The organism is Citromicrobium bathyomarinum (assembly GCF_038594605.1).
Taxonomy (GTDB): domain Bacteria; phylum Pseudomonadota; class Alphaproteobacteria; order Sphingomonadales; family Sphingomonadaceae; genus Alteriqipengyuania; species Alteriqipengyuania bathyomarina_B.
The window spans coordinates 636,953-655,489 of sequence record NZ_JBCFZM010000002.1 but is presented as its reverse complement, the minus strand read 5'-3'; the positions used below and the strand labels follow the sequence as shown (position 1 = coordinate 655,489).

Below are 18,537 nucleotides of genomic sequence, written 5' to 3'. Positions count from 1 at the left end.
GCCTATGTCGCTCCCACCATGAGCGACCCCAAATCGATCCAGCTGAACGGCGAGAGTCGCACCACCTCCGCCCCCGACATCGCCACACTCGTGCGCGAACTCGGCCTTGCGCCCGAAAAGGTGGCGGTCGAGCACAATGGCGAAATCGCCCCGCGCTCGAAGCTCGGCGAGATCGCGCTCGCCGATGGCGACACGCTCGAGATCGTGCATTTCGTCGGCGGCGGATAGATGGCGCTACTGCGCGCCCTCGCAGCTTTCCTGATTCTCACGCTGAGCGGGCTTTTCGGTTTCCTCGCAGGGATGGTGGAAACCTGCACCGGCAATGCGCCTGACTCGCTGCTCGGCTTCATCGTCACCTTACCGCTGAACCTGCTTGGCGTGGCGCTGCTGTGCTGGAGGCCGAATCGCGTGGCCGTAAGCCTTGCCGCGATAATCCCCGCGCTGCTTTCCATTTCCTACACGATAGTCGCGATCAAGCTGTTGGCCGGCATGCCTGCATGCACAGTCATTACCGGGACGACCGAATGGCCGCCAACCGGGAACGAGACGATGCTTGGCGTCGCATGGATGGCAACTGCCCTCATATTGTGGATCGGCCTTGCTACCGCAATGGCGGGTGGATACCGGGGCCGACATGACCGAAATGCAAACACCAGCGACTGATCGTTCCGAAGACACCTGGTCGGTCGCGGGCCATACCTTCCGTTCACGGCTGATCGTGGGCACCGGCAAGTACAAGGACTTCGCACAGAACGCCGCCGCGCTCGAAGCGAGCGGGGCGGAGATCGTCACCGTCGCGGTGCGCCGGGTCAATGTCTCCGACCCGAATCAGCCGATGCTGACCGACTTCATCGATCCCAAGAAGGTCACCTACCTGCCCAATACCGCCGGGTGCTTCACCGCCGACGACGCGGTGCGCACGTTGCGGCTGGCGCGCGAAGCGGGCGGCTGGGACCTGGTGAAGCTGGAAGTGCTGGGCGAGGCGAAGACGCTCTATCCCGACATGCGCGAGACGCTGCGCGCGACGGAGACGCTGGCCAACGAAGGCTTCCACCCGATGGTCTATTGTGCCGATGATCCGATAGCCGCGAAGCAGCTGGAAGAGGCAGGCGCGGTGGCGATCATGCCGCTGGGCGCGCCCATCGGTTCGGGGTTGGGCATCCAGAACCGGGTGACGATTCGCCTGATCGTCGAAGGGGCGAGCGTGCCCGTGCTGGTCGATGCCGGAGTCGGCACCGCGTCCGACGCGGCGGTCGGCATGGAGCTGGGCTGCGACGGGATCCTGATGAACACCGCCATCGCCGAGGCGAAAGACCCGATTCGCATGGCCCGCGCAATGAAGCTGGCGGTGCAGGCGGGGCGCGACGCCTACCTCTCCGGGCGCATGGCGACACGCAAATATGCGGACCCCTCCAGCCCGCTTGCAGGGCTGATCTGACCGCCTGCGGAAAGACCTGAGATCAACCTTAGCGGTTTGTTTACCAAGATCGCGGAAACATGCCTGCCATCGGACAAACGGGCCGCCACTCTTGGGGGCCACGGAGGGGCACGATGGCGACGAAGAACAACACCACCAGCCTGAGCATCGCGGAGATGCGCGAATTCGCAGGGTTCAGCCCTTGCGAGCAGCGCTTCATCCGCCGCAATCTCGATATCGGCCTTGGCCGGTGCGACGCGTTCAAGCTGTGGGCGCGCAACGCGTCCGAGAACGTGGCGATTCGTCGGCAATATGTCGCCTATCAGGATCTCAAGGCCATGCGCCACGCGATTCCCGACGCCGAAGCGACCGAGACGGTGGGGCCGTTCATCGGCCAGCTTTCGCGTCTTGCCGCGTTTGACCTCTCGCAGGAGCGACTCGATGGGTTCTCGCCCTTCCGCTTCCTTTACGAGCGGCTGCTCGGCGCGGATATCCGTCCGTGGTTGCCGAGCGCCTTTTGCGCCGGCGCCGCGATGCCGCACCTGCGCCCGGCGCGCCGCAAGATCCTGTTGCAATCGCTGAGCGAAGCCGCCGCGACCGCGCCTGCCTGGTCGAGCCGGGAGCCGACCTTCATGCCCGAATATGTCGATCTGGAAGAAGCGGCCTGAGAAGGCGACCTAAAGTTCTTCGACGATCAGGTAGATCACCGGGGTCTCGCCGACATTGACGACTTCGTGCCACGGCGTGCCGTCGCTCGAATAATCCGCGCCGGTCGCCAGATCGACCGTGCGGGTTCCGCCCGCATCGGTAATCCGCATCGTCCCCCCGCTCAGCGCGTAGCCGTAATGCGCGGGATGAAAATGTCGTTCGTGCCCGACGCCAGGCGGGAAGGCGCACCGCAGGACGCGGTGCGTATCGCTCTGGTGCCGAAGCTCGCAAACGCGCTCGCCCTCCCAGCCCGCTTCCAGCGCGCTCGGCAGGGAGACGTTGCCGGCCGTGACGCAGCCCGCCGCAATCGCGAGCAATACGACGGGAGACGCGAGCAGGGCAATTAGCCGATGCACGCTCACTTCCGGTACAGCGCGTCGAGCCGATCGCCGTAGCGTTCACGGATCTTGTGCCGCCGGATCTTCATGCTCGGCGTCATTTCCTCGTTCTCGATTCCGAAGGGCTCGTCGGCGAAGACGAAGCCGCGGACCTTCTCCACCACCGAGAGTTCCTTGTTCACCCGATCGATCGCCTTGCGGATTTCCGCGCGAAACTCGGGCAACTCCTGCACCTGCTTGCAGTCGAGCGGCTTGCCCTGCGCCTTGCACCAGTCGAGCGCCCATTCGGCATCGGGCACAATCAGCCCGACCACGTAGGGCCGCCGGTCGCCGATCACCATCGCCTGCCCGATCTCGGGTTGCAGTGTCAGCATCCCCTCGACCTTCTGCGGCGCGACATTGTCGCCCTTGTCGTTGACGATCATGTCCTTCTTGCGGTCGGTTATCTTGATCCGGCCCTTTTTGTCCAGATGGCCGATATCGCCGGTGTGGAGCCAGCCGTCCTGCAGCGCGCGCTCGGTCTCGGCCTGGTTCTGCCAGTAACCGTGCATCACCAGCTCGCCCCGGCACAGGATCTCGCCGTCATCGGCGATCCTGATCTCGACGCCTTTCATCGGCGGGCCGACCGTGTCCATCGAGACACCGGCGGAAGGGCGGTTGCAGCTGATGACCGGCCCCGCCTCGGTCTGGCCATAGCCCTGCATCATCGGCAGGCCGAGGGCCTGGAAGAAAGTGCCGACCTCGGGGTTGAGCGGCGCGCCGCCCGAAACCATCGCCTTGAGCCGCCCGCCGAACTTCGCGCGGATCTTAGGCCGCAGCAGCCGCCCGACGATCAGGTCCATCGGCTTGTCGCGCAGCCGTTTCCTGCCGTTCTCGTCCGCACGCTCCTCGATTTCGAGCGCGCGATCCATCAGGTAGCTCGCGGCGCCGCCCTGCTTGGCGATCTGCTTCATGATCCGGGTGCGCAGCACTTCGAACAGGCGAGGCACCACGACCATCACCGTCGGGCTCGTCTCCTCGATATTGCTGGCGAGCTTCTCCAGCCCTTCCGCATAATAGATCTGTGCACCGACGCCGATGGGCAGGAATTGCCCGCCCGTATGCTCGTAAGCATGGCTGAGCGGGAGGAAGGAGAGGAAGCGCTCGTCGTTCGACAGGTTGAAATCGTCGATCAAAATGTCCGCCGCGCCCGCGACGTTGCACAGGATCGCGCCATGGTGCTGCAGCACGCCGCGCGGCGCCCCGCCGGTGCCGCTGGTGTAGATGATGCAGGCGGTATCCTTGCGCCCGATCTTGGCGATCCGCGCCTCGACCGCCTTGCGGGCCGCGCCTGCATCGCCCGAGGTCATCTGCGACCAGCCATGGCAGGCGAGATTGCCGCCCTGATAGCCGCGCACGCTTTCGATCGGGATGATGTGTTCGGCAATGCCGGTGTTGAAGATCGCGGGGATCAGCGGTCCGGACAGCTTCTCGTTCGAGACGATCACGGCCCGCGCGCCCGAATTGTCGAGGATGTGGACGTGATCGCGCTCGGTATTGGTGATGTAGGCGGGCACCGTGATGCAGCCTGCGGCCATGATCGCCAGGTCGGCGATGCACCACTCGGGCCGGTTCTCGCTCACCAGCATCACCCGGTCGCCATCCCGCAGCCCAAGGCCGCGCAGGTTCTCGGCCATGATGTACACCTGCTCGGCCGCGGTGCGCCAGCTGATGGTCTGCCAGTCGCCATCGACCTTTCGGCCGAGGAACGGTGCGTCACCCGCTGCGTCGGCGCGTTTGAGGAACAGCGCGACCAGATTGTCGGCCTGTTCGATCTCTCTAAGCTGCGTCAAAGGCGCACCTTCTCCCAGTTTCTGTTGTCTTTCTAACGGTGCCGTGCGGTTTAGGCTCCCGTTAACCCCACGGCAAGCGCTGGGCGCGGGAAACGCTAGGGCAGTTCGAGCTGTCCGATCAGGCGCGGATCGCGGGCCGAAATCCATTGCCCGTCGCGGCGGGCGACGATCCCGGCCTTCACCGGAGCGGCCCTGACCGTCAGCATGTCGTGCCCGAGAGCACGGAACGCGGCCTGGCTATCCGCCAGCCAGGTGCCTTCTTCCAGCAGCACGCTGTCGCCGAACGCCATCACGAAGGGCAGGCCCAGCGCCTCCTGCGGGGCAAGACCGAAATCGATCACGCCGATAATGCTGCGCGCGGTCTGCACGGGGATCGTGCTGCCACCTGCTGCGCCCACTGCCATGAACGGCCGCCCTTGCGGATCGTAGACGATCACCGGCGACATCGAGCTACGCGGCCGCTTGCCGGGCTCGACCCGGTTGGCGACCGGCTTGCCGTCGATCATGGGGGAGCGGCTGAAATCGGTGAGTTCGTTGTTGAGGTAGAACCCTTCCACCATCAGCCCCGATCCGAAGGCGCCTTCGATGGTCGAAGTATAGCTGATCATCGCGCCGCTGCCGTCGACCACCGCGATATGCGAGGTGCCGCGCTCTTCGGGCTCGTCCCCGTCGGCCAACGCGGTGGTCGCGCCCATCGGCGTACCCGCTTCAACCTCGGCGAGAGTGCGGTCGGCGGAAATCAGAGCGCTGCGCTTTGCCAGATAGTCCGGCGCGAGCAGGCCCTCTACGGGGACGGGCACGAAATCGCTGTCGGCCGCGTAAAGTTCGCGGTCGGCATAGGCGAGCCGCTGCGATTCGAGGAACAGGTGCCAGGTTACCGGATTGCGCGGGCCGAGCGCGGCAAGATCGAACCGCTCCAGCTGGCCGAGGATCTGCAGCACCGCGATGCCGCCCGAGGTGGGCGGACCCATCGCGCAGATGCGATAGGCGCGATAGGGCGCGCACAGCGCGGCGCGCTCCTTCGCCTGATAGCCTTCGATATCGCGCAGGTTCATCGGCGTCTGGCGGGGCGTATCCTCGGCCACGGTGCGTGCGATCTCGCTCGCCAGTTCGCCGCGATAGAAGGCTTGCGGCCCTTCCTGCGCGATGCTCTCCAGCACCGCTGCGAGCGCCGGGTTGGTGACCGTGGTGCCCACCGGCAGAGGTTCGCCCGCTGCGTCGTAATAGAGCGCCATGGCGGATGCGCTGCGCGCGCCGCGATCCTTGTTGTCGGCCAGCGAGGAATTCAGGCGCGGATTGATCCGGAAGCCGTCGCGCGCCAGCGCGATCGCGGGGCCGAACAGCTCCGCCCAGGCAAGCTTGCCGTGCTCGGCATGCGCCTTGGCCGCGAGCGCGACATTGCCCGGCACGCCGACGCTCAGCCCGCTGCGGACCGACTCGCCGAACGGGGGAACCGTGCCGTCTGCGTCGAGGAACCATTCGGGCGTCGCACCGGCAGGGGCGGTCTCGCGCCCGTCGAAGGTCGTGACCGCGCCGCCCGGTCCACCATAGACCATGAAGCCGCCGCCGCCGATGCCCGAACTCTGCGGTTCGACCACGGTGAGCGCGAGCATCACCGCGATGGCCGCATCGGTCGCATTGCCGCCCTTGCGCAGGATTTCGTAGCCCGCGGCCTCGGCCCGCGGGTCGGCTGCGCTGACTGCGCCGCCGGGCGAGAAATCCTGATTTTCGGTCCCGTAGAGCGGGACAGTGTCGGCCTCTACCGTGGCACAACCGCCAACGAGCAGGGCGGTGGCGAAACAGGTGAGCGTGCGCAGCAACATGGCGATCCTTAGCTTTGCGATCCGATGGCCTCTTCCATCGTGGCAAAGCCTTCGCGCCGCAAGCGTTGTGACAGGCCCCGCGCGATCCTTCGCCCCAGCATCGGGCCCTGATAGACCATCGCCGAATAGAGCTGCACGAGGCTGGCGCCCGCGACGATCCGCTCCCACGCGGCATCGGCGCTGTCGACGCCTCCGGCGGCGATCAGCGGGATATTTCCACCGGTCGCCTTGCGGAAATCCTTCAGCCGCTGGAGCGCGATCGGCGCGAGCGGCGCGCCCGAAAGTCCCCCAGCCTCGCCCGCATGCTTGGACCTCAACGGAGGCCGGGCGAGCGTGGTATTGGAGATAATCAACGCGGCGAGCGGGCTGTCGAGCGCCACTTTCGCCACTGCTTCGATCTCCCTGGGCTCCAGATCGGGCGCGAGCTTGAGGAACACCGGCGTCGTCGCCTCGCCGCGCGCTTCGAACACGGCGTCGAGCAGGTCCTTCAGCGCATCGCCCGCCTGCAGGTTGCGCAGGCCCGGCGTGTTGGGGCTGGAGATATTGACCGTGAGATAGCTGGCGAGCGGGGCCATCAGCCCGGTCAGCAGCGCATAGTCGGCGATGCGATCGTCGCTGTCCTTGTTGGCGCCGATATTGATGCCGACGATGCCCGGCCGGCCGGCGCGCGTGCTCAATCTCTCATGCGCGGCCTCGGCCCCGCCATTGTTGAATCCCATGCGGTTGATGACCGCGCGATCCTCGACCAGCCGGAACAGGCGCGGCTGCGGATTGCCCGCCTGCGCAAAGGGCGTGATCGTGCCCACCTCAACGAAGCCGAAGCCCAGTCCCAGCAGCGCGTCGGGCACTTCGGCATCCTTGTCGTAACCCGGCGCCACGCCGACGGGCGTGGGGAAGGTGAGCCCGCCGACCTGCACCGCCAGAGCCGGATCGTGGCGTGGCGGCCTGCCTGTGGGCATGCGCCTGAGCCCGGCGAGCGAAAGCCGGTGCGCGCGTTCGGGATCGAGCGTGAAGAGCAGCGGGCGAAGGGCGGGAAACAGCATGCGAGACGTCCTATTGCGCAGCCGCGGCCAAGTCGAGCGTGAGGCGTAGAGGCCCCCCTTCCTCCCGACCCCGGCTTGAGGCAGGATGCGCACCGATAATAAATCGGGAGAGAGCCTCGCATGAAACCTGCACCGCACACCGCCATCCTGCTTCTCGCGAGCCTCGGCCTCGCTTCCTGCACGACCATGGCAGAGACGGCACCGGTGGCCATGGCGCCGCAGTCCGCGCCCGCCGACATCGACACGCTGTTCGATCGGTACGACAATGCGCAGCTGGCGATATCGCCGCTGAGCAAGGCCTATCGCGGGATCCGCGACGATGATTACGGCAGCTGGGGCGACTTCACCGAACGCGCGCAGGTCGAGGAGGAAAGGCTCCTCCAGCAGACCGCGCGGACCATGCGCGAGGGGTACGATCTGGCCGCGCTGTCGGACAAAGACGCGCTGTCCTACCGCCTGTTCGACGCGATGGCGCAGCGCTCCGCCTCGCTCTTCCCGTTTCGCGATTACGGCTACATCTTCGACCAGATGAGCGGCGCGCAGAGCCAGCTGCCCGCCTTCCTGATCAATATCCACTCGATGTCGACCTTCCAGCAGGCGACCGATTACGTCGACCGGATCACCGGGCTGGGGCGCGTGATCGACACGCTGACCGCGCAATCGCGCGAACGCGCGGACAACGGCGTGATGCCGCCCAGGTGGGTTTATTCCTATGTGATCTCCGATATCGAGAACCTGCTCGACGCGGGTGAGAACAACGCGGTGCTCGAAGACTTCGGCAAGAAGGTCCGCGAAATCGGCATTTCCGACATCCAGGTCAACATCACCGAGGGCGCGGCCCAGGCGGCATGGCGCGATAGCGCCGCGCCCGCCTATCGGCGGCTGCTCGCCGAAATGAAGCGGCAGCAGGCCATCGCACCGACCGAGGACGGCATCTGGCGCTTTCCCGAGGGCGAGGCCTACTACGCCGCGCTGCTCAAGAACTACACCACCACCGATCTCACCGCCGACCAGATCCACCGGATCGGGCTTGAGAATGTCGCGCGCATTCACGACGAGATGCGCGCGATCATGAATCAGGTCGGGTTCGAGGGGACCTTGCAGGAATTCTTCGAATTCACCCGCACCGACGACCGCTTCTATTACGACACGCGCGAAGCCTATCTCGCCGATGCCAATGCGAAGATCGACGCGATGGAAGCGAAGCTGCCCGAATTCTTCGCCACGCTTCCCAAGGCCGCACTCACGGTGAAGCCGGTCGAGGCTTTCCGCGAAAAGAGCGCGGGGAAAGCCTTCTACCAGAGCCCTGCGCCCGACGGTTCGCGCCCCGGGACCTATTACGTGAACCTCTACAACCTCAAGGACATGAGCAAGAACGAGCTTGAAGCGCTCGCCTATCACGAAGGCCTGCCCGGCCATCACCTCCAGCGCTCGATCCAGACCGAGCTGGGCGACGTGCCGCCCTTCCGGCGGTTCGGCGGGGTGACCGCCTATACCGAAGGCTGGGGCCTCTATTCGGAGGAGCTCGGCAAGGACATGGGTTTCTACACCGATCCCTACTCCGATTTCGGGCGGCTGCAGATGGAGCTGTGGCGCGCCTGTCGGCTGGTGGTCGACACCGGCATCCACTCCAAGCGCTGGAGCCGCGAGAGGGCGATCCAGTACCTGAAGGACAACACGCCCAATCCCGATGGCGACATCCGCAAGGCGATCGAGCGCTATATCGTCTATCCGGGCCAGGCGACCGCCTACATGATCGGCAAATTGAAGATCATGGAGCTGCGCGAGGCTGCGCGCGCCGAGCTGGGCGATGATTTCGACATCCGCGCATTCCACGATGTCGTGCTGCTGCCCGGCCCGGTGCCGCTCGATATCCTGGAAGAGAATGTCGAGGCGTGGGTGGCGCGGGAGAAGGGTGGGTAGGAGTAATTTTCTCTCGCGGCTAATCGCGCTTCGCGCGGCCTCCGATGGGGCGGCGCAGGAGCGCCGGCGGGCGGTCGCCCTTGCCGGTCGCGGCGACCGGATTGGCGATAGCCTCACCCGTTCGTTCCACGAACGGCAAGGCCAAGGGCCGCCCGCAGCCGCCGCGTAGCCGGAGCGAAGCCCCGGCGAAGCGAACGCGGCGAGGACAACAAAGACGCTAACGACTCGCAACAGTCGGGTTTTGGTTGAAATCGGACCGGATTAGTCCGAATTAGATTCCATGCGCCTCAGCAACCTCGCCGATTATGCCATCGTCATCATGGCCGCGACCGCACGCAAGTGCGGCGGCGGGCGCGTGTCTTCGGCCGATCTGGCGCAGGAAACAGGCATTCCGGTGCCCACCGCGCAGAAGATCGTCAGCAAGCTGAGCGCCGCCGGGCTGCTCCGTTCCACCCGCGGGGCGGGCGGCGGTTTGCAGCTCGCGCGGCCGGCAGCGGCGATCAGCATGGCCGATATCGTCGAGGCGATCGAAGGCCCGATCGCGCTCGTCTCCTGTATCGATACCGGCGATTGCGCGGTGGAACACGAATGCAGCGTCAAGCCGCACTGGCCGGTTGTGAACGCCGCCGTACGCGGCGCGCTGGCCGATGTGTCGCTGGCGACAATCGCGAACAAGGCTCCCACCGCGGGCAAAACCCGCGCGCAGAAAGAAGTGGCATGAACGAAGCAATCGACCTCACCAAGCCCGAGCAGGATGCAGATGCGCGCGAAGCCGCCGCGAAAGCCGCCGAGTACGAGTTCGGCTGGCACTCGGATATCGAAACCGATTTTGCGCCCAAGGGCCTGAACGAAGACACGGTCCGGTTCATTTCGGCCAAGAAGAACGAGCCGAAATGGATGCTCGAATGGCGGCTCAAGGCTTTTCGCAAATGGCTGACCATGACCGAGCCCGACTGGGCCAAGCTCGGCTATCCCGAGATCGATTATCAGGACGCCTATTACTACGCCGCGCCCAAGAAGAAGGAAGAGCTGGAGTCGCTCGACGAGCTCGATCCCGAGATCAAGCGGGTCTACGACAAGCTCGGCATTCCGCTGGGCGAGCAGGAAGTTCTCGCCGGAGTAAAGGGCGCGAAGAAAGTCGCGGTGGATGCGGTGTTCGACAGCGTCAGCGTCGCCACCAGCTTCCGCGACGAGCTGGAGCGGGCGGGCGTCATCTTCCGCTCGATCTCCGAAGCGATCCGCGAATATCCCGATCTGGTCAAGAAATGGCTCGGCAAGGTCGTGCCGCAGGCGGACAACTACTTCGCCTGTCTCAACAGCGCGGTCTTTAGCGACGGCACCTTCGTTTACATCCCCGAAGGCGTGCGCTGCCCGATGGAGCTGAGCACCTATTTCCGCATCAATGCGGAGAATACCGGCCAGTTCGAACGCACGCTGATCGTCGCCGAAAAAGGCAGCTATGTCAGCTACCTCGAAGGCTGCACCGCGCCGATGCGCGACGAGAACCAGCTGCATGCCGCCGTGGTCGAGCTGGTCGCGATGGACGATGCCGAGATCAAGTATTCGACCGTGCAGAACTGGTATCCCGGCAACAGCGAAGGCGTCGGCGGGATCTACAATTTCGTCACCAAGCGCGGCCTGTGCCAGGGCGCGCGGTCCAAGATCAGCTGGACGCAGGTCGAAACCGGCAGCGCGGTTACGTGGAAGTACCCGAGCTGCGTGCTGAATGGCGAGAATTCCGTGGGCGAGTTCTACTCGGTCGCGGTCACCAACAACCACCAGCAGGCCGATACCGGGACCAAGATGGTCCATAACGGCAAGGGCAGCCGCTCGACGATCATCTCCAAGGGGATCAGCGCCGGGCAGAGCAACAACACTTATCGCGGGCTCGTGCGCGTGGCCGCCAATGCCGACGGCGTGCGCAACCGCACCGAGTGCGATTCGCTGCTGTTGGGCGACCGCTGCGGCGCGCATACCGTGCCCTATATCGAGGTGAAGAACCCCACCGCGCAGATCGAGCACGAGGCGACCACCTCCAAGATCTCCGACGACCAGCTGTTCTACGCGCAGCAGCGCGGGCTGGACGAGGAAGCGGCGATCGCGCTGATCGTCAACGGCTTCGCGAAAGAGGTGATGAAGCAGCTGCCGATGGAATTCGCGGTCGAGGCGCAGAAGCTGCTGGCGATCTCGCTGGAAGGGAGCGTGGGGTGAGCACCACCCATCTCACCCGTCATTGCGAGGCGACGCAGTCGCCGCGGCAATCCAGAGTGGTCAAGAGCCGCCCTGGATTGCTTCGCTTCGCTCGCAATGACGATGGGGCATTGTCGTTTGCAGGGAGCGTGAAGTGAGTGCATCCTCGCAAACAGAATTCGGCTTCGGGCCTGGCCCCGCCCCGCAACTCGAGATATTTGGTCTGCTGGTGCACCTTCAGACCTTCGGCGTGGTCGTCGGAATCATCGTTTTGCCTTTCGCGCTGGGATATCTAGCTCGCGCAAATCGATGGTTGAGTGCGATAGCGTTCATAGCCTTTTTGCTGACGGTGGCTGCGCAACAGTCGCTGATGCTTCACGTTGGAGGGCTCGCGCCATCAACGATCCCATTCCCATGGGAGGACATTGGAGGATGGGCACTTTTCTCTATTCCTGCTGCGTTTGCCGGATATCTCGCTGCTATTTTCGTCGCAAGGCGACAGGCTCAAACCAATGACTGAACGTAAGACCCTCAACCTTCGCCCCGCATCCGAAGACTCGGAGGCCCCCGCCGTCAAACGCAAGGGCCGCGGGTGGGAAATCTCGGAGAAGCGCCTCGACGCGCTGCATGATCGTGCGCGCGAGATGCGCCGTCATGCTTCTCCCGCGCACAAGGCGCTGGCGGAGAAGTTCTCCAAGGCCGATTTCGGGCGCTACTCCTTCACCCGCTTCGCGGTGGTCGGCAGCGCGATCGTCGATTTCAACTCGCACAATATGGGCCTCGCCATCCTGATCGACGAGGAGGGCGTCGAGCCCGCCATCGCCACCCGGCGCGACAAGAGCCTGGAGGCGGTCGGCATCCGCGTGGTCCACGTGCCCGCCGCCGCGATCCTCGCCGATATCGACGCGGTGCTCGCCACGTTGACGCAGGAAATGCGCGCCGCCATTGCGACCCGCAAGGAAGCGCGCCGCCGCCACGAGGCAGAGAACCCGCGCCAGACCAAGCCGCGCTACGACCGCGACGGCAACGGGCCACGCCGCAATACCTCCCCCCGAGACCGAAAGCCCCGCGATTCCAACCCAGGCAGGAACCATCGCGATGCATGACCTCGAAACACTTGCCCATACGGACCTGCGCGGGGCTTCGCGCGATCTGCGGACGATGCAGGCGTTTGCTCGCGATCTGCTGAACGCCGACGCGCCGCGCCTCGCGCCCCTGGAGCGCACGCTGCGCCGCGACCTTGATGCGGCGATCAATGGCCGTGCCGCTCCGTGGACCGCCACGCGCACCCGGCTCGAAGCGCGCAAGCTTGCGAAGCTGGCGCCCGCCGATGCCGGGGCGCCGCCTGTACAATCGGCTCCGCCTTTAGCCGCGACCAGGCCTGAACCCACCGCCGAGCGCAACGAGTTGCTCCATGTTGGCGCCGCGCTGGCCGCGCTGGCGCTGTGGCTGACGTGGGCCGCGCAGCTCGCGACGCAGACCTCCATCGCGTGGGACGGCGGCACCGGCCCGGCGCAAACCCAGAACCTCGTCTCGCTCTATGCCCCTGCAGTGCTGGCGCTGCTCGCGACACTGATCGCGATCAATCCTCCCAGCCACCCCACTGGCAATCGGGGGTCTGCGTGAGGACATTGGTGCCACCGCTCGCCATTCTGGCGCTCGCCACGCCCGCCGCGGCGCAGGAGACGCTTTCGCCCCAGCAGGCCGAAACGCGCCTGCGCGGATGCCTGCAGGCGGGCGCTGCGGGTGCGCCCCGGACCGGCCTGCGCGAGGCCGTGATTGCCGTGCGCGCGCTCTGCACCCCGCAGATCGAGCGGGTGCGCGCCAACCGCGTTGCTGCCGCAACCCAAGGGCTGACCGAAGAAGACGCCGCCCGTGCAGAAAAACGCGCGACGCGTGAACTGAACGACGAGATCGCCCGAGCGATCGCAAATTTCACTGGATTGAGAACGCTTTAGATATGCTTCAGATCGACAACCTCCACGCCGAAATCGACGGCACCAAGATCCTCAACGGCCTTACGCTCAGCGTGAACGCGGGCGAGATTCATGCCATCATGGGCCCCAACGGCGCGGGCAAGTCGACGCTTGCCTATGTGCTCGGCGGGCGGCCGGGCTACGAAGTGACCGAGGGCAAGGTGTTCTTCCGCGGCGAAGACCTGCTGTCGATGGACCCGCACGAGCGGGCTGCAGCCGGCCTGTTCCTCGGCTTCCAGTACCCGGTCGAGATTCCCGGCGTCTCCAACATCCAGTTCCTGCGCGAAGCGCTCAACGCCCAGCGCACGTCACGCGGTGAGGACGCGATGAGCGGGGGCGATTTCCTGAAGCTGGCGAAGGAAAAGGCCGCATTGCTCAAGCTCGATATGGAGATGCTCAAGCGGCAGGTGAATGTCGGCTTTTCGGGCGGCGAGAAGAAGCGCGCCGAGATGGTCCAGATGGGCATTCTCGATCCCTGCTTCGCGGTGCTGGACGAGACCGATTCCGGGCTCGACATCGACGCGCTGCGCGTGGTCGGCGACGGGATCAATTCCATCATGCGCAACCCCGACAAGGGCGTGCTGCTGATCACCCACTATCAGCGCCTGCTCGAAGTGGTCGAGCCGACCCACGTCTCGATCCTCTCCAAGGGCCGCATCGTAAAGACCGGCGGGGCCGAACTGGCGACCGATCTCGAGCGCGAAGGCTACGACGCCGTGATGGAGAGCGCATGACCGACAGCATTCTCCTCCCGACCCGCAAGGACGAAGCCTGGCGCTATTCGGATATCGACGCGCTGCAGGACAGCGCGCCCGAGACTTTCGAGGCATGGGAAGACGTGAGGGTCGCCAAGGGTGAGACCTGGCGCGACCTTATCATCGTCGATGGCGAGGAAGGCTTGCAGATGCGCCGCCTCCGGATCGCGATCGAGGAAGGCGCGCGGGCCGAAATCGCGGCGCTGGTGGCCGGTGGCCAGCTCGGGCGGCTGGAAGTGGTCGTCACCTTGGCAGAGGGCGCGCATTTCGAACTGGGCGGCATCACGCTTGGCGGTGGCGATACCACGCGCGAAATCGTGACGCGGCTGGCGCACGAGAAGCCCGATGCGACCAGCAACCAGACCGTGCGCAGCGTCCACTGGGGCAAGGGCACGGGCAATTTCCTCGGCCGGATCGACGTTGCCCGCGATGCGCAGAAGACCGATGCTGCGCAGAGCTTCAAGGGTCTGCTGCTGGAAAAGGGCGCGAGCGTGAACAGCGTTCCGCAACTCGAAATCTACGCCGACGACGTGAAGTGCGCGCATGGAGCAACCGTGGGCCAGCTGGATGAGTCCGCACGCTTCTACATGGCCGCACGCGGCCTGCCGCCCGAAACGATCCGCCGCCTGCTGGTGCAGGCTTTCATCGGCGACGCGACGCGCGAGCTGGCGGACGAAGCCACGCGCGAGACGTTGCTCGAAAAGGCGCTCGCCAAGCTGGAGGAGCGGGCGTGAGCGCGGAGACGAACACCAAGCCCTCACCCCTCCAGGGGGAAGGGTTGGGCGGGGAGCCTCGCGCCGAAAAGCCCCACCCCCCGACCCCCTCCCAAGAAGGAGAGGGTGAGATAGCGGGCCAATTCCCTGGCCTCGTCACCGCCGACCGCAAGCCGTGGCACTACCTCGACAGCGCGGCGACCGCGCAGAAGCCGCGGGTGGTGATCGATGCGATGGCCCGCGCGCTGGGCGAGGATTATGCGACCGTCCACCGCGGGGTCTATTCCCGCTCCGCCCAGATGACACTGGGTTACGAAGCCGCGCGCCGCAGCGTTGCGGGCTTCATCGGCGGCGGCGAGGACGAACTGGTCTTCACCCGCGGCGCGACCGAGGCGATCAACCTCGTCGCTTATTCCTACCCGAAGAAGGGCCGCGTGCTGCTCAGCCAGCTGGAGCATCACTCCAACATCGTGCCGTGGCAGCTTGCTGGCTGGCAGGTCGATGTCTGCCCGCTGACCGAGGATGGTCGGATCGATCTGGACGCGGCGGAGCAGATGCTCACGCCCGAGCACACGATGGTCGCCTTCGCGCATGTTTCCAACGTGCTCGGCTCGGTCCTCGATGCGAAGCGCGCAGCTCAGCTGGCGCATTCGGTCGGCGCCAAGCTGCTCCTCGACGGCTGCCAGGCCACGCCGCGCCTGCCGGTGGATGTCGGCGAGATCGGGTGCGATTTCTACGCGATGAGCGCGCACAAGATGTACGGGCCGACCGGGATCGGCGCGCTGTGGGGCCGCGCGGACCTGCTCGAAAGCATGCCGCCCTGGCAGGGTGGCGGCGCGATGATCGACAAGGTCGGCTTCGACGAGACCACGTTTGCCCCGCCGCCGCAGCGTTTCGAGGCGGGCACGCCTGCCATTACCGAAGCGATCGCCTTTGCCGCCGCGTGCACGTTCATCGACGATGCGGGGCGCGAGACGATCGCGGCGCACGAGCGCGCCTTGTGCGCGCAGCTGCGCGAGGAACTCGCCCGCATCCAGGGCGTGCGCGTGTTCGGTCCAGCCGATGCGCTCGGTATCGTCTCCTTCGAGCTGTCGGGGGTTCACCCGCACGATCTGGGCACCATATTGGATGAAGAGAACGTGGCGATCCGCGCCGGGCACCATTGCTGCCAGCCGCTGATGGAGCACCTGGGCGTGCCCGCCACCGCCCGCGCCAGCTTCGGGATCTATTCCGCTGAAGCCGATATCGCGGCGCTGATGCGCGGCATCGACCGCACGCTGAAGATTTTCGCCTGAAATCAGGCCCGAGAGATATGACCATGAGCGACGACGACAAGAAAGACTACATCGCGGCCCCTTCGCCGAGCGACCAGCTGACTGACCTGCCGCCGCATATCGCGCGGTCGGAAGGCAATGCGGGGCAGGCCTTGCCGAGTCATATCCCGACCGATGCACCCCCTGCGAAACCTCCCCGCGCCCGGGTGGAGGATGCGGTCGATCCCGATGCGGAATCGGCGGGTGAAAAGCTCTCGCGCAAGCGCGACTATCTCGATGGGTTCCTCAAGAAAAAGCCCGAAAACGCGGGCGAGACGGGCGCGGGCGGTGCGCTGCAAGAGGCGGTTATCTCCGCGCTCAAGGAAATCTACGACCCTGAGATCCCGGTCAATATCTACGATCTCGGTCTGATCTACGGCGTCGAGGTGTCCGAGGACAAGGACGTGGTGGTCACAATGACGCTCACCACGCCGCACTGCCCGGTCGCCGAATCCATGCCTGCCGAAGTCGAAATCCGCGCAGGCTCGGTCCCCGGTGTGCGCGATGCCGAGGTGAATCTGGTGTGGGACCCCGCTTGGGGCCCCGACAAGATGAGCGACGAAGCGCGGCTCGAGCTAGGAATGTTGTAATGGCAGACACCAAGACCAGAACCCGCCCCGCCGCCGTCACCCTCACCGAGGCCGCCGAACAGCGCGTGGCCGACCTGATGGCCAGGGCGCCCGACGATGCGATCGGCGTAAAGCTGTCGACCCCCCGGCGCGGCTGTTCGGGCCTCGCCTATTCGGTCGACTATGTGAGCGAGGAACTGGCCTTCGACGAGAAGATCGAAACGCCGGGCGGCACCTTCTACATCGATGGCGCCTCGGTGCTCTATCTCGTCGGCAGCGTGATGGATTGGGTGGAAGACGATTTCTCCGCCGGCTTCGTGTTCGAGAACCCCAACGCGAAGGGCGCATGTGGCTGCGGCGAGAGCTTCATGGTATGAGGGCCGTCATGCCCCGGCCCGATCCTCTGCCGCGTGTCAATCGCTCCGGCCCCTCGGGGGCGTTCGACCAATTCGATAGCAGCGTGGAGACGATCCGCATCTTGCGCGGACAGTTGCGGCACTCCGAACGGATGGTGCAAGCGCTGATCCGGGAATGCGCCGCATTGCAGGATCAGCTGCGCGAGGCTGGCATCGCCCCCAAAGGCGCACGACCGAACCGCAAACCGCCAGAGGCTGGCATTGCCGTGCCCGCCGTTCCCCCCAAAGGCCCGCAGCCCAAGCAGGGCGGGGCCGAAGCCCCGCTCGATTTTTCCGAGGACTAACGCCGCAGCGCTGCGGCGCAGGCAACCCGGTCCACATCCAGCGCATCGCTCGCGCGGCGGGCATCGACATAGGTCGCGGTCGGCTCCGCGCCGGGGCTCATCGGGTAGAGATAGACGTCGAGCACGCACGCCTCGCCCACGAACTGCAGCTTGCGCGCATCGCCTTCCAGCACGTCGAGCCGGGCGGGGCCGAAGGTCTGTTCCAGCTGGCTGGCGCGCGCGCCGATCACGAATTCGAGCCCCGCCACACTCATCACCCGCGGCGCCATGAAGCCATCGGGGGTGACGGGCTTGGGCCTGCTCGGCGGCACCGCAACGGGTCGTTGCGGCGGCGGCGTGCGTGCGGTGCCCGGCTGACTGGCCGTTGGCACGGTGGGCGTGGCGCAGGCCGCAACCAGCGGGATCAGCGCGAGCGCGCTCAGGCTCCGAGGAAAATTACGCATCGCGTTGGCGCCCTTGCAGATTGGCTTGCACAAGATGGGTGGCGGCTGCCGCCCCGATGATCGGCGCGAGGAAGTTGAGGCCGGGGATGGTCAGCATGCCGGCAATGACGAGGCCCAGCGCAAAGCGCGTGCCGCGCCCGATCGGGGGCTCTTCGCTGCGATCGTGCCGATGACGCAGCCACGCCATATCGCGCAGCTCGCGCCCCAGCAGCCACGCATTGACCAGCGCGAACAGCACCACCGTGCCGAAGCCGGTGATCAGCAGTATCGCGGCCAGCGGCAGGATCAGGATGTTGACGAACACCACCCGCACCGCGCCCTTGAAACTGATCCACATGCTTTCGCCGAAACCGATCCGCCGCGCATTATCGAGCGCTTGCGGGTAATATTTCGCCTCGACCACCTCGACCACATCATCGGCGAAGAACTGGATCGCGGCGAGCGCGGTGACGCGGAACAGCAGCCAGCCGCCGAAGACCACCGCCAGCAGCGTGCCGATGGTCGCGACCAGCTCGCCGAACTGGCTCGGCAGGTTGTCGATCAGCGATCCGAGACCCCGCTCGACCAGCCACGCCAGCCCAAAATAGAATGCCGCGCCCACCGCCACGAACAGCAGCAGCGTGACGATCAGCGATTTGAGCAACAGCCACAGCACGCGGCGATCCGCCAGTTGCGCAAAGGCGCGGGCGAGCGAGGCGGGGAGCGACATCATGGCGATGCGCCTTTTCCGTGCCCGCGCATCCCAAGTCAATCGCCCACGCGCCATCACCGGCCTTGGCCAAGGCTCGCTTGGT

The 18,537-nt window shown here is 65.7% G+C and carries 23 protein-coding genes; 17 read left to right on the top strand and 6 right to left on the bottom strand.

What is annotated here, in order from left to right; all coding sequences use genetic code 11:
- Nucleotides 1-18 precede the first annotated feature (18 nt).
- The 4 genes from thiS (at nt 19) to AAG612_RS10230 (ending at nt 2,085) form a co-directional block, all read left to right on the top strand.
- Nucleotides 19-228 (top strand): sulfur carrier protein ThiS, encoded by a 210-nt coding sequence (gene thiS, locus AAG612_RS10245; RefSeq protein ID WP_342509875.1) that lies wholly within the window; start codon nt 19-21, stop codon nt 226-228.
- Nucleotides 229-663, top strand: a complete 435-nt coding sequence (locus tag AAG612_RS10240) for a hypothetical protein (RefSeq protein WP_342509873.1) — start codon at nt 229-231, stop codon at nt 661-663. It abuts the gene before it with no gap.
- Nucleotides 635-1,438 (top strand): bifunctional sulfur carrier protein/thiazole synthase protein, encoded by an 804-nt coding sequence (locus AAG612_RS10235; protein WP_342509872.1) that lies wholly within the window; start codon nt 635-637, stop codon nt 1,436-1,438. The genes AAG612_RS10240 and AAG612_RS10235 overlap by 29 nt, the downstream gene beginning before the upstream one ends.
- A gap of 113 nt (nt 1,439-1,551) precedes the next feature.
- Entirely contained in the window at nt 1,552-2,085 is a 534-nt protein-coding gene (locus tag AAG612_RS10230; protein WP_342509871.1) for a hypothetical protein, read from the top strand.
- A 9-nt stretch (nt 2,086-2,094) separates the two neighbouring features.
- Here AAG612_RS10230 and AAG612_RS10225 read toward each other — a convergent pair whose 3' ends face one another.
- From AAG612_RS10225 to AAG612_RS10210, 4 genes are all read right to left on the bottom strand, one after another.
- Complete coding sequence (locus AAG612_RS10225) at nt 2,095-2,481, bottom strand: cupin domain-containing protein (protein ID WP_342509869.1); 387 nt, start codon at nt 2,479-2,481, stop codon at nt 2,095-2,097.
- Nucleotides 2,482-2,483: 2 nt separating this feature from the next.
- The gene (locus tag AAG612_RS10220; protein WP_342509867.1) at nt 2,484-4,295 is read right to left on the bottom strand and encodes an AMP-dependent synthetase/ligase; all 1,812 of its coding nucleotides are present in this window, start codon (nt 4,293-4,295) and stop codon (nt 2,484-2,486) included.
- 95 nt (nt 4,296-4,390) lie between these two features.
- Nucleotides 4,391-6,118, bottom strand: a complete 1,728-nt coding sequence (gene ggt, locus AAG612_RS10215) for a gamma-glutamyltransferase (protein WP_342509865.1) — start codon at nt 6,116-6,118, stop codon at nt 4,391-4,393.
- An 8-nt stretch (nt 6,119-6,126) separates the two neighbouring features.
- The gene (locus tag AAG612_RS10210) at nt 6,127-7,161 is read right to left on the bottom strand and encodes a quinone-dependent dihydroorotate dehydrogenase (RefSeq protein ID WP_342509863.1); all 1,035 of its coding nucleotides are present in this window, start codon (nt 7,159-7,161) and stop codon (nt 6,127-6,129) included.
- A 120-nt stretch (nt 7,162-7,281) separates the two neighbouring features.
- Between AAG612_RS10210 and AAG612_RS10205 the strand changes: the two genes are divergently transcribed.
- The 13 genes from AAG612_RS10205 (at nt 7,282) to AAG612_RS10145 (ending at nt 17,300) form a co-directional block, all read left to right on the top strand.
- Nucleotides 7,282-9,084, top strand: coding sequence for a DUF885 domain-containing protein (locus AAG612_RS10205; protein WP_342509861.1), 1,803 nt, complete (start codon nt 7,282-7,284; stop codon nt 9,082-9,084).
- Between the two features lie 280 nt (nt 9,085-9,364).
- A complete protein-coding gene (locus AAG612_RS10200; RefSeq protein ID WP_342509859.1) occupies nt 9,365-9,805 on the top strand; it encodes an SUF system Fe-S cluster assembly regulator in 441 nt (146 codons plus the stop codon).
- On the top strand, nt 9,802-11,295 hold the full coding sequence (gene sufB, locus AAG612_RS10195; protein WP_342509857.1) for a Fe-S cluster assembly protein SufB: 1,494 nt from the start codon (nt 9,802-9,804) through the stop codon (nt 11,293-11,295). The genes AAG612_RS10200 and sufB overlap by 4 nt, the downstream gene beginning before the upstream one ends.
- A gap of 133 nt (nt 11,296-11,428) precedes the next feature.
- The gene (locus AAG612_RS10190) at nt 11,429-11,794 is read left to right on the top strand and encodes a hypothetical protein (RefSeq protein WP_342509855.1); all 366 of its coding nucleotides are present in this window, start codon (nt 11,429-11,431) and stop codon (nt 11,792-11,794) included.
- A complete protein-coding gene (locus AAG612_RS10185) occupies nt 11,787-12,380 on the top strand; it encodes a DUF559 domain-containing protein (protein ID WP_342509853.1) in 594 nt (197 codons plus the stop codon). The genes AAG612_RS10190 and AAG612_RS10185 overlap by 8 nt, the downstream gene beginning before the upstream one ends.
- Nucleotides 12,373-12,900 carry a hypothetical protein gene (locus tag AAG612_RS10180; protein WP_342509851.1) on the top strand — a complete coding sequence of 176 codons (528 nt, stop codon included), beginning with the start codon at nt 12,373-12,375 and terminating at the stop codon, nt 12,898-12,900. The genes AAG612_RS10185 and AAG612_RS10180 overlap by 8 nt, the downstream gene beginning before the upstream one ends.
- 8 nt (nt 12,901-12,908) lie before the next feature.
- Nucleotides 12,909-13,232 (top strand): hypothetical protein, encoded by a 324-nt coding sequence (locus AAG612_RS10175; protein ID WP_342509849.1) that lies wholly within the window; start codon nt 12,909-12,911, stop codon nt 13,230-13,232.
- Nucleotides 13,233-13,234: 2 nt separating this feature from the next.
- Complete coding sequence (gene sufC / locus AAG612_RS10170) at nt 13,235-13,984, top strand: Fe-S cluster assembly ATPase SufC (RefSeq protein WP_342509847.1); 750 nt, start codon at nt 13,235-13,237, stop codon at nt 13,982-13,984.
- Nucleotides 13,981-14,739, top strand: coding sequence for a SufD family Fe-S cluster assembly protein (locus AAG612_RS10165; protein ID WP_342509845.1), 759 nt, complete (start codon nt 13,981-13,983; stop codon nt 14,737-14,739). Before sufC ends, AAG612_RS10165 begins: the two co-directional genes overlap by 4 nt.
- 110 nt (nt 14,740-14,849) lie before the next feature.
- Nucleotides 14,850-16,013, top strand: a complete 1,164-nt coding sequence (locus AAG612_RS10160) for an aminotransferase class V-fold PLP-dependent enzyme (RefSeq protein WP_342510338.1) — start codon at nt 14,850-14,852, stop codon at nt 16,011-16,013.
- A gap of 23 nt (nt 16,014-16,036) precedes the next feature.
- The gene (locus AAG612_RS10155; protein WP_342509844.1) at nt 16,037-16,621 is read left to right on the top strand and encodes an SUF system Fe-S cluster assembly protein; all 585 of its coding nucleotides are present in this window, start codon (nt 16,037-16,039) and stop codon (nt 16,619-16,621) included.
- Entirely contained in the window at nt 16,621-16,977 is a 357-nt protein-coding gene (locus tag AAG612_RS10150; protein ID WP_342509842.1) for a HesB/IscA family protein, read from the top strand. The genes AAG612_RS10155 and AAG612_RS10150 overlap by 1 nt, the downstream gene beginning before the upstream one ends.
- Nucleotides 16,978-16,985: 8 nt before the next feature.
- Complete coding sequence (locus tag AAG612_RS10145; RefSeq protein WP_342509841.1) at nt 16,986-17,300, top strand: hypothetical protein; 315 nt, start codon at nt 16,986-16,988, stop codon at nt 17,298-17,300.
- Here the strand turns inward: AAG612_RS10145 and AAG612_RS10140 are convergent.
- Together AAG612_RS10140 and AAG612_RS10135 are read right to left on the bottom strand one after the other, a co-directional pair.
- Complete coding sequence (locus tag AAG612_RS10140) at nt 17,297-17,743, bottom strand: hypothetical protein (protein ID WP_342509839.1); 447 nt, start codon at nt 17,741-17,743, stop codon at nt 17,297-17,299. The two genes, AAG612_RS10145 and AAG612_RS10140, sit on opposite strands and share 4 nt — an antisense overlap.
- Nucleotides 17,736-18,455 (bottom strand): EI24 domain-containing protein, encoded by a 720-nt coding sequence (locus AAG612_RS10135; RefSeq protein WP_342509837.1) that lies wholly within the window; start codon nt 18,453-18,455, stop codon nt 17,736-17,738. Before AAG612_RS10135 ends, AAG612_RS10140 begins: the two co-directional genes overlap by 8 nt.
- Nucleotides 18,456-18,537 lie beyond the last annotated feature (82 nt).

Coding starts and splice junctions, on each gene's coding strand:
- AAG612_RS10150 (WP_342509842.1), top strand. CDS start 16,621: ATGGCAGACACCAAGACCAGAACCCGCCCCGCCGCCGTCACCCTCACC.
- AAG612_RS10235 (WP_342509872.1), top strand. CDS start 635: ATGACCGAAATGCAAACACCAGCGACTGATCGTTCCGAAGACACCTGG.
- AAG612_RS10230 (WP_342509871.1), top strand. CDS start 1,552: ATGGCGACGAAGAACAACACCACCAGCCTGAGCATCGCGGAGATGCGC.
- AAG612_RS10210 (WP_342509863.1), bottom strand. CDS start 7,161: ATGCTGTTTCCCGCCCTTCGCCCGCTGCTCTTCACGCTCGATCCCGAA.
- AAG612_RS10200 (WP_342509859.1), top strand. CDS start 9,365: ATGCGCCTCAGCAACCTCGCCGATTATGCCATCGTCATCATGGCCGCG.
- AAG612_RS10155 (WP_342509844.1), top strand. CDS start 16,037: ATGAGCGACGACGACAAGAAAGACTACATCGCGGCCCCTTCGCCGAGC.
- AAG612_RS10180 (WP_342509851.1), top strand. CDS start 12,373: ATGCATGACCTCGAAACACTTGCCCATACGGACCTGCGCGGGGCTTCG.
- AAG612_RS10205 (WP_342509861.1), top strand. CDS start 7,282: ATGAAACCTGCACCGCACACCGCCATCCTGCTTCTCGCGAGCCTCGGC.
- AAG612_RS10145 (WP_342509841.1), top strand. CDS start 16,986: ATGCCCCGGCCCGATCCTCTGCCGCGTGTCAATCGCTCCGGCCCCTCG.
- sufB (WP_342509857.1), top strand. CDS start 9,802: ATGAACGAAGCAATCGACCTCACCAAGCCCGAGCAGGATGCAGATGCG.
- thiS (WP_342509875.1), top strand. CDS start 19: ATGAGCGACCCCAAATCGATCCAGCTGAACGGCGAGAGTCGCACCACC.
- AAG612_RS10165 (WP_342509845.1), top strand. CDS start 13,981: ATGACCGACAGCATTCTCCTCCCGACCCGCAAGGACGAAGCCTGGCGC.
- AAG612_RS10240 (WP_342509873.1), top strand. CDS start 229: ATGGCGCTACTGCGCGCCCTCGCAGCTTTCCTGATTCTCACGCTGAGC.
- ggt (WP_342509865.1), bottom strand. CDS start 6,118: ATGTTGCTGCGCACGCTCACCTGTTTCGCCACCGCCCTGCTCGTTGGC.
- AAG612_RS10135 (WP_342509837.1), bottom strand. CDS start 18,455: ATGATGTCGCTCCCCGCCTCGCTCGCCCGCGCCTTTGCGCAACTGGCG.
- AAG612_RS10185 (WP_342509853.1), top strand. CDS start 11,787: ATGACTGAACGTAAGACCCTCAACCTTCGCCCCGCATCCGAAGACTCG.
- sufC (WP_342509847.1), top strand. CDS start 13,235: ATGCTTCAGATCGACAACCTCCACGCCGAAATCGACGGCACCAAGATC.
- AAG612_RS10140 (WP_342509839.1), bottom strand. CDS start 17,743: ATGCGTAATTTTCCTCGGAGCCTGAGCGCGCTCGCGCTGATCCCGCTG.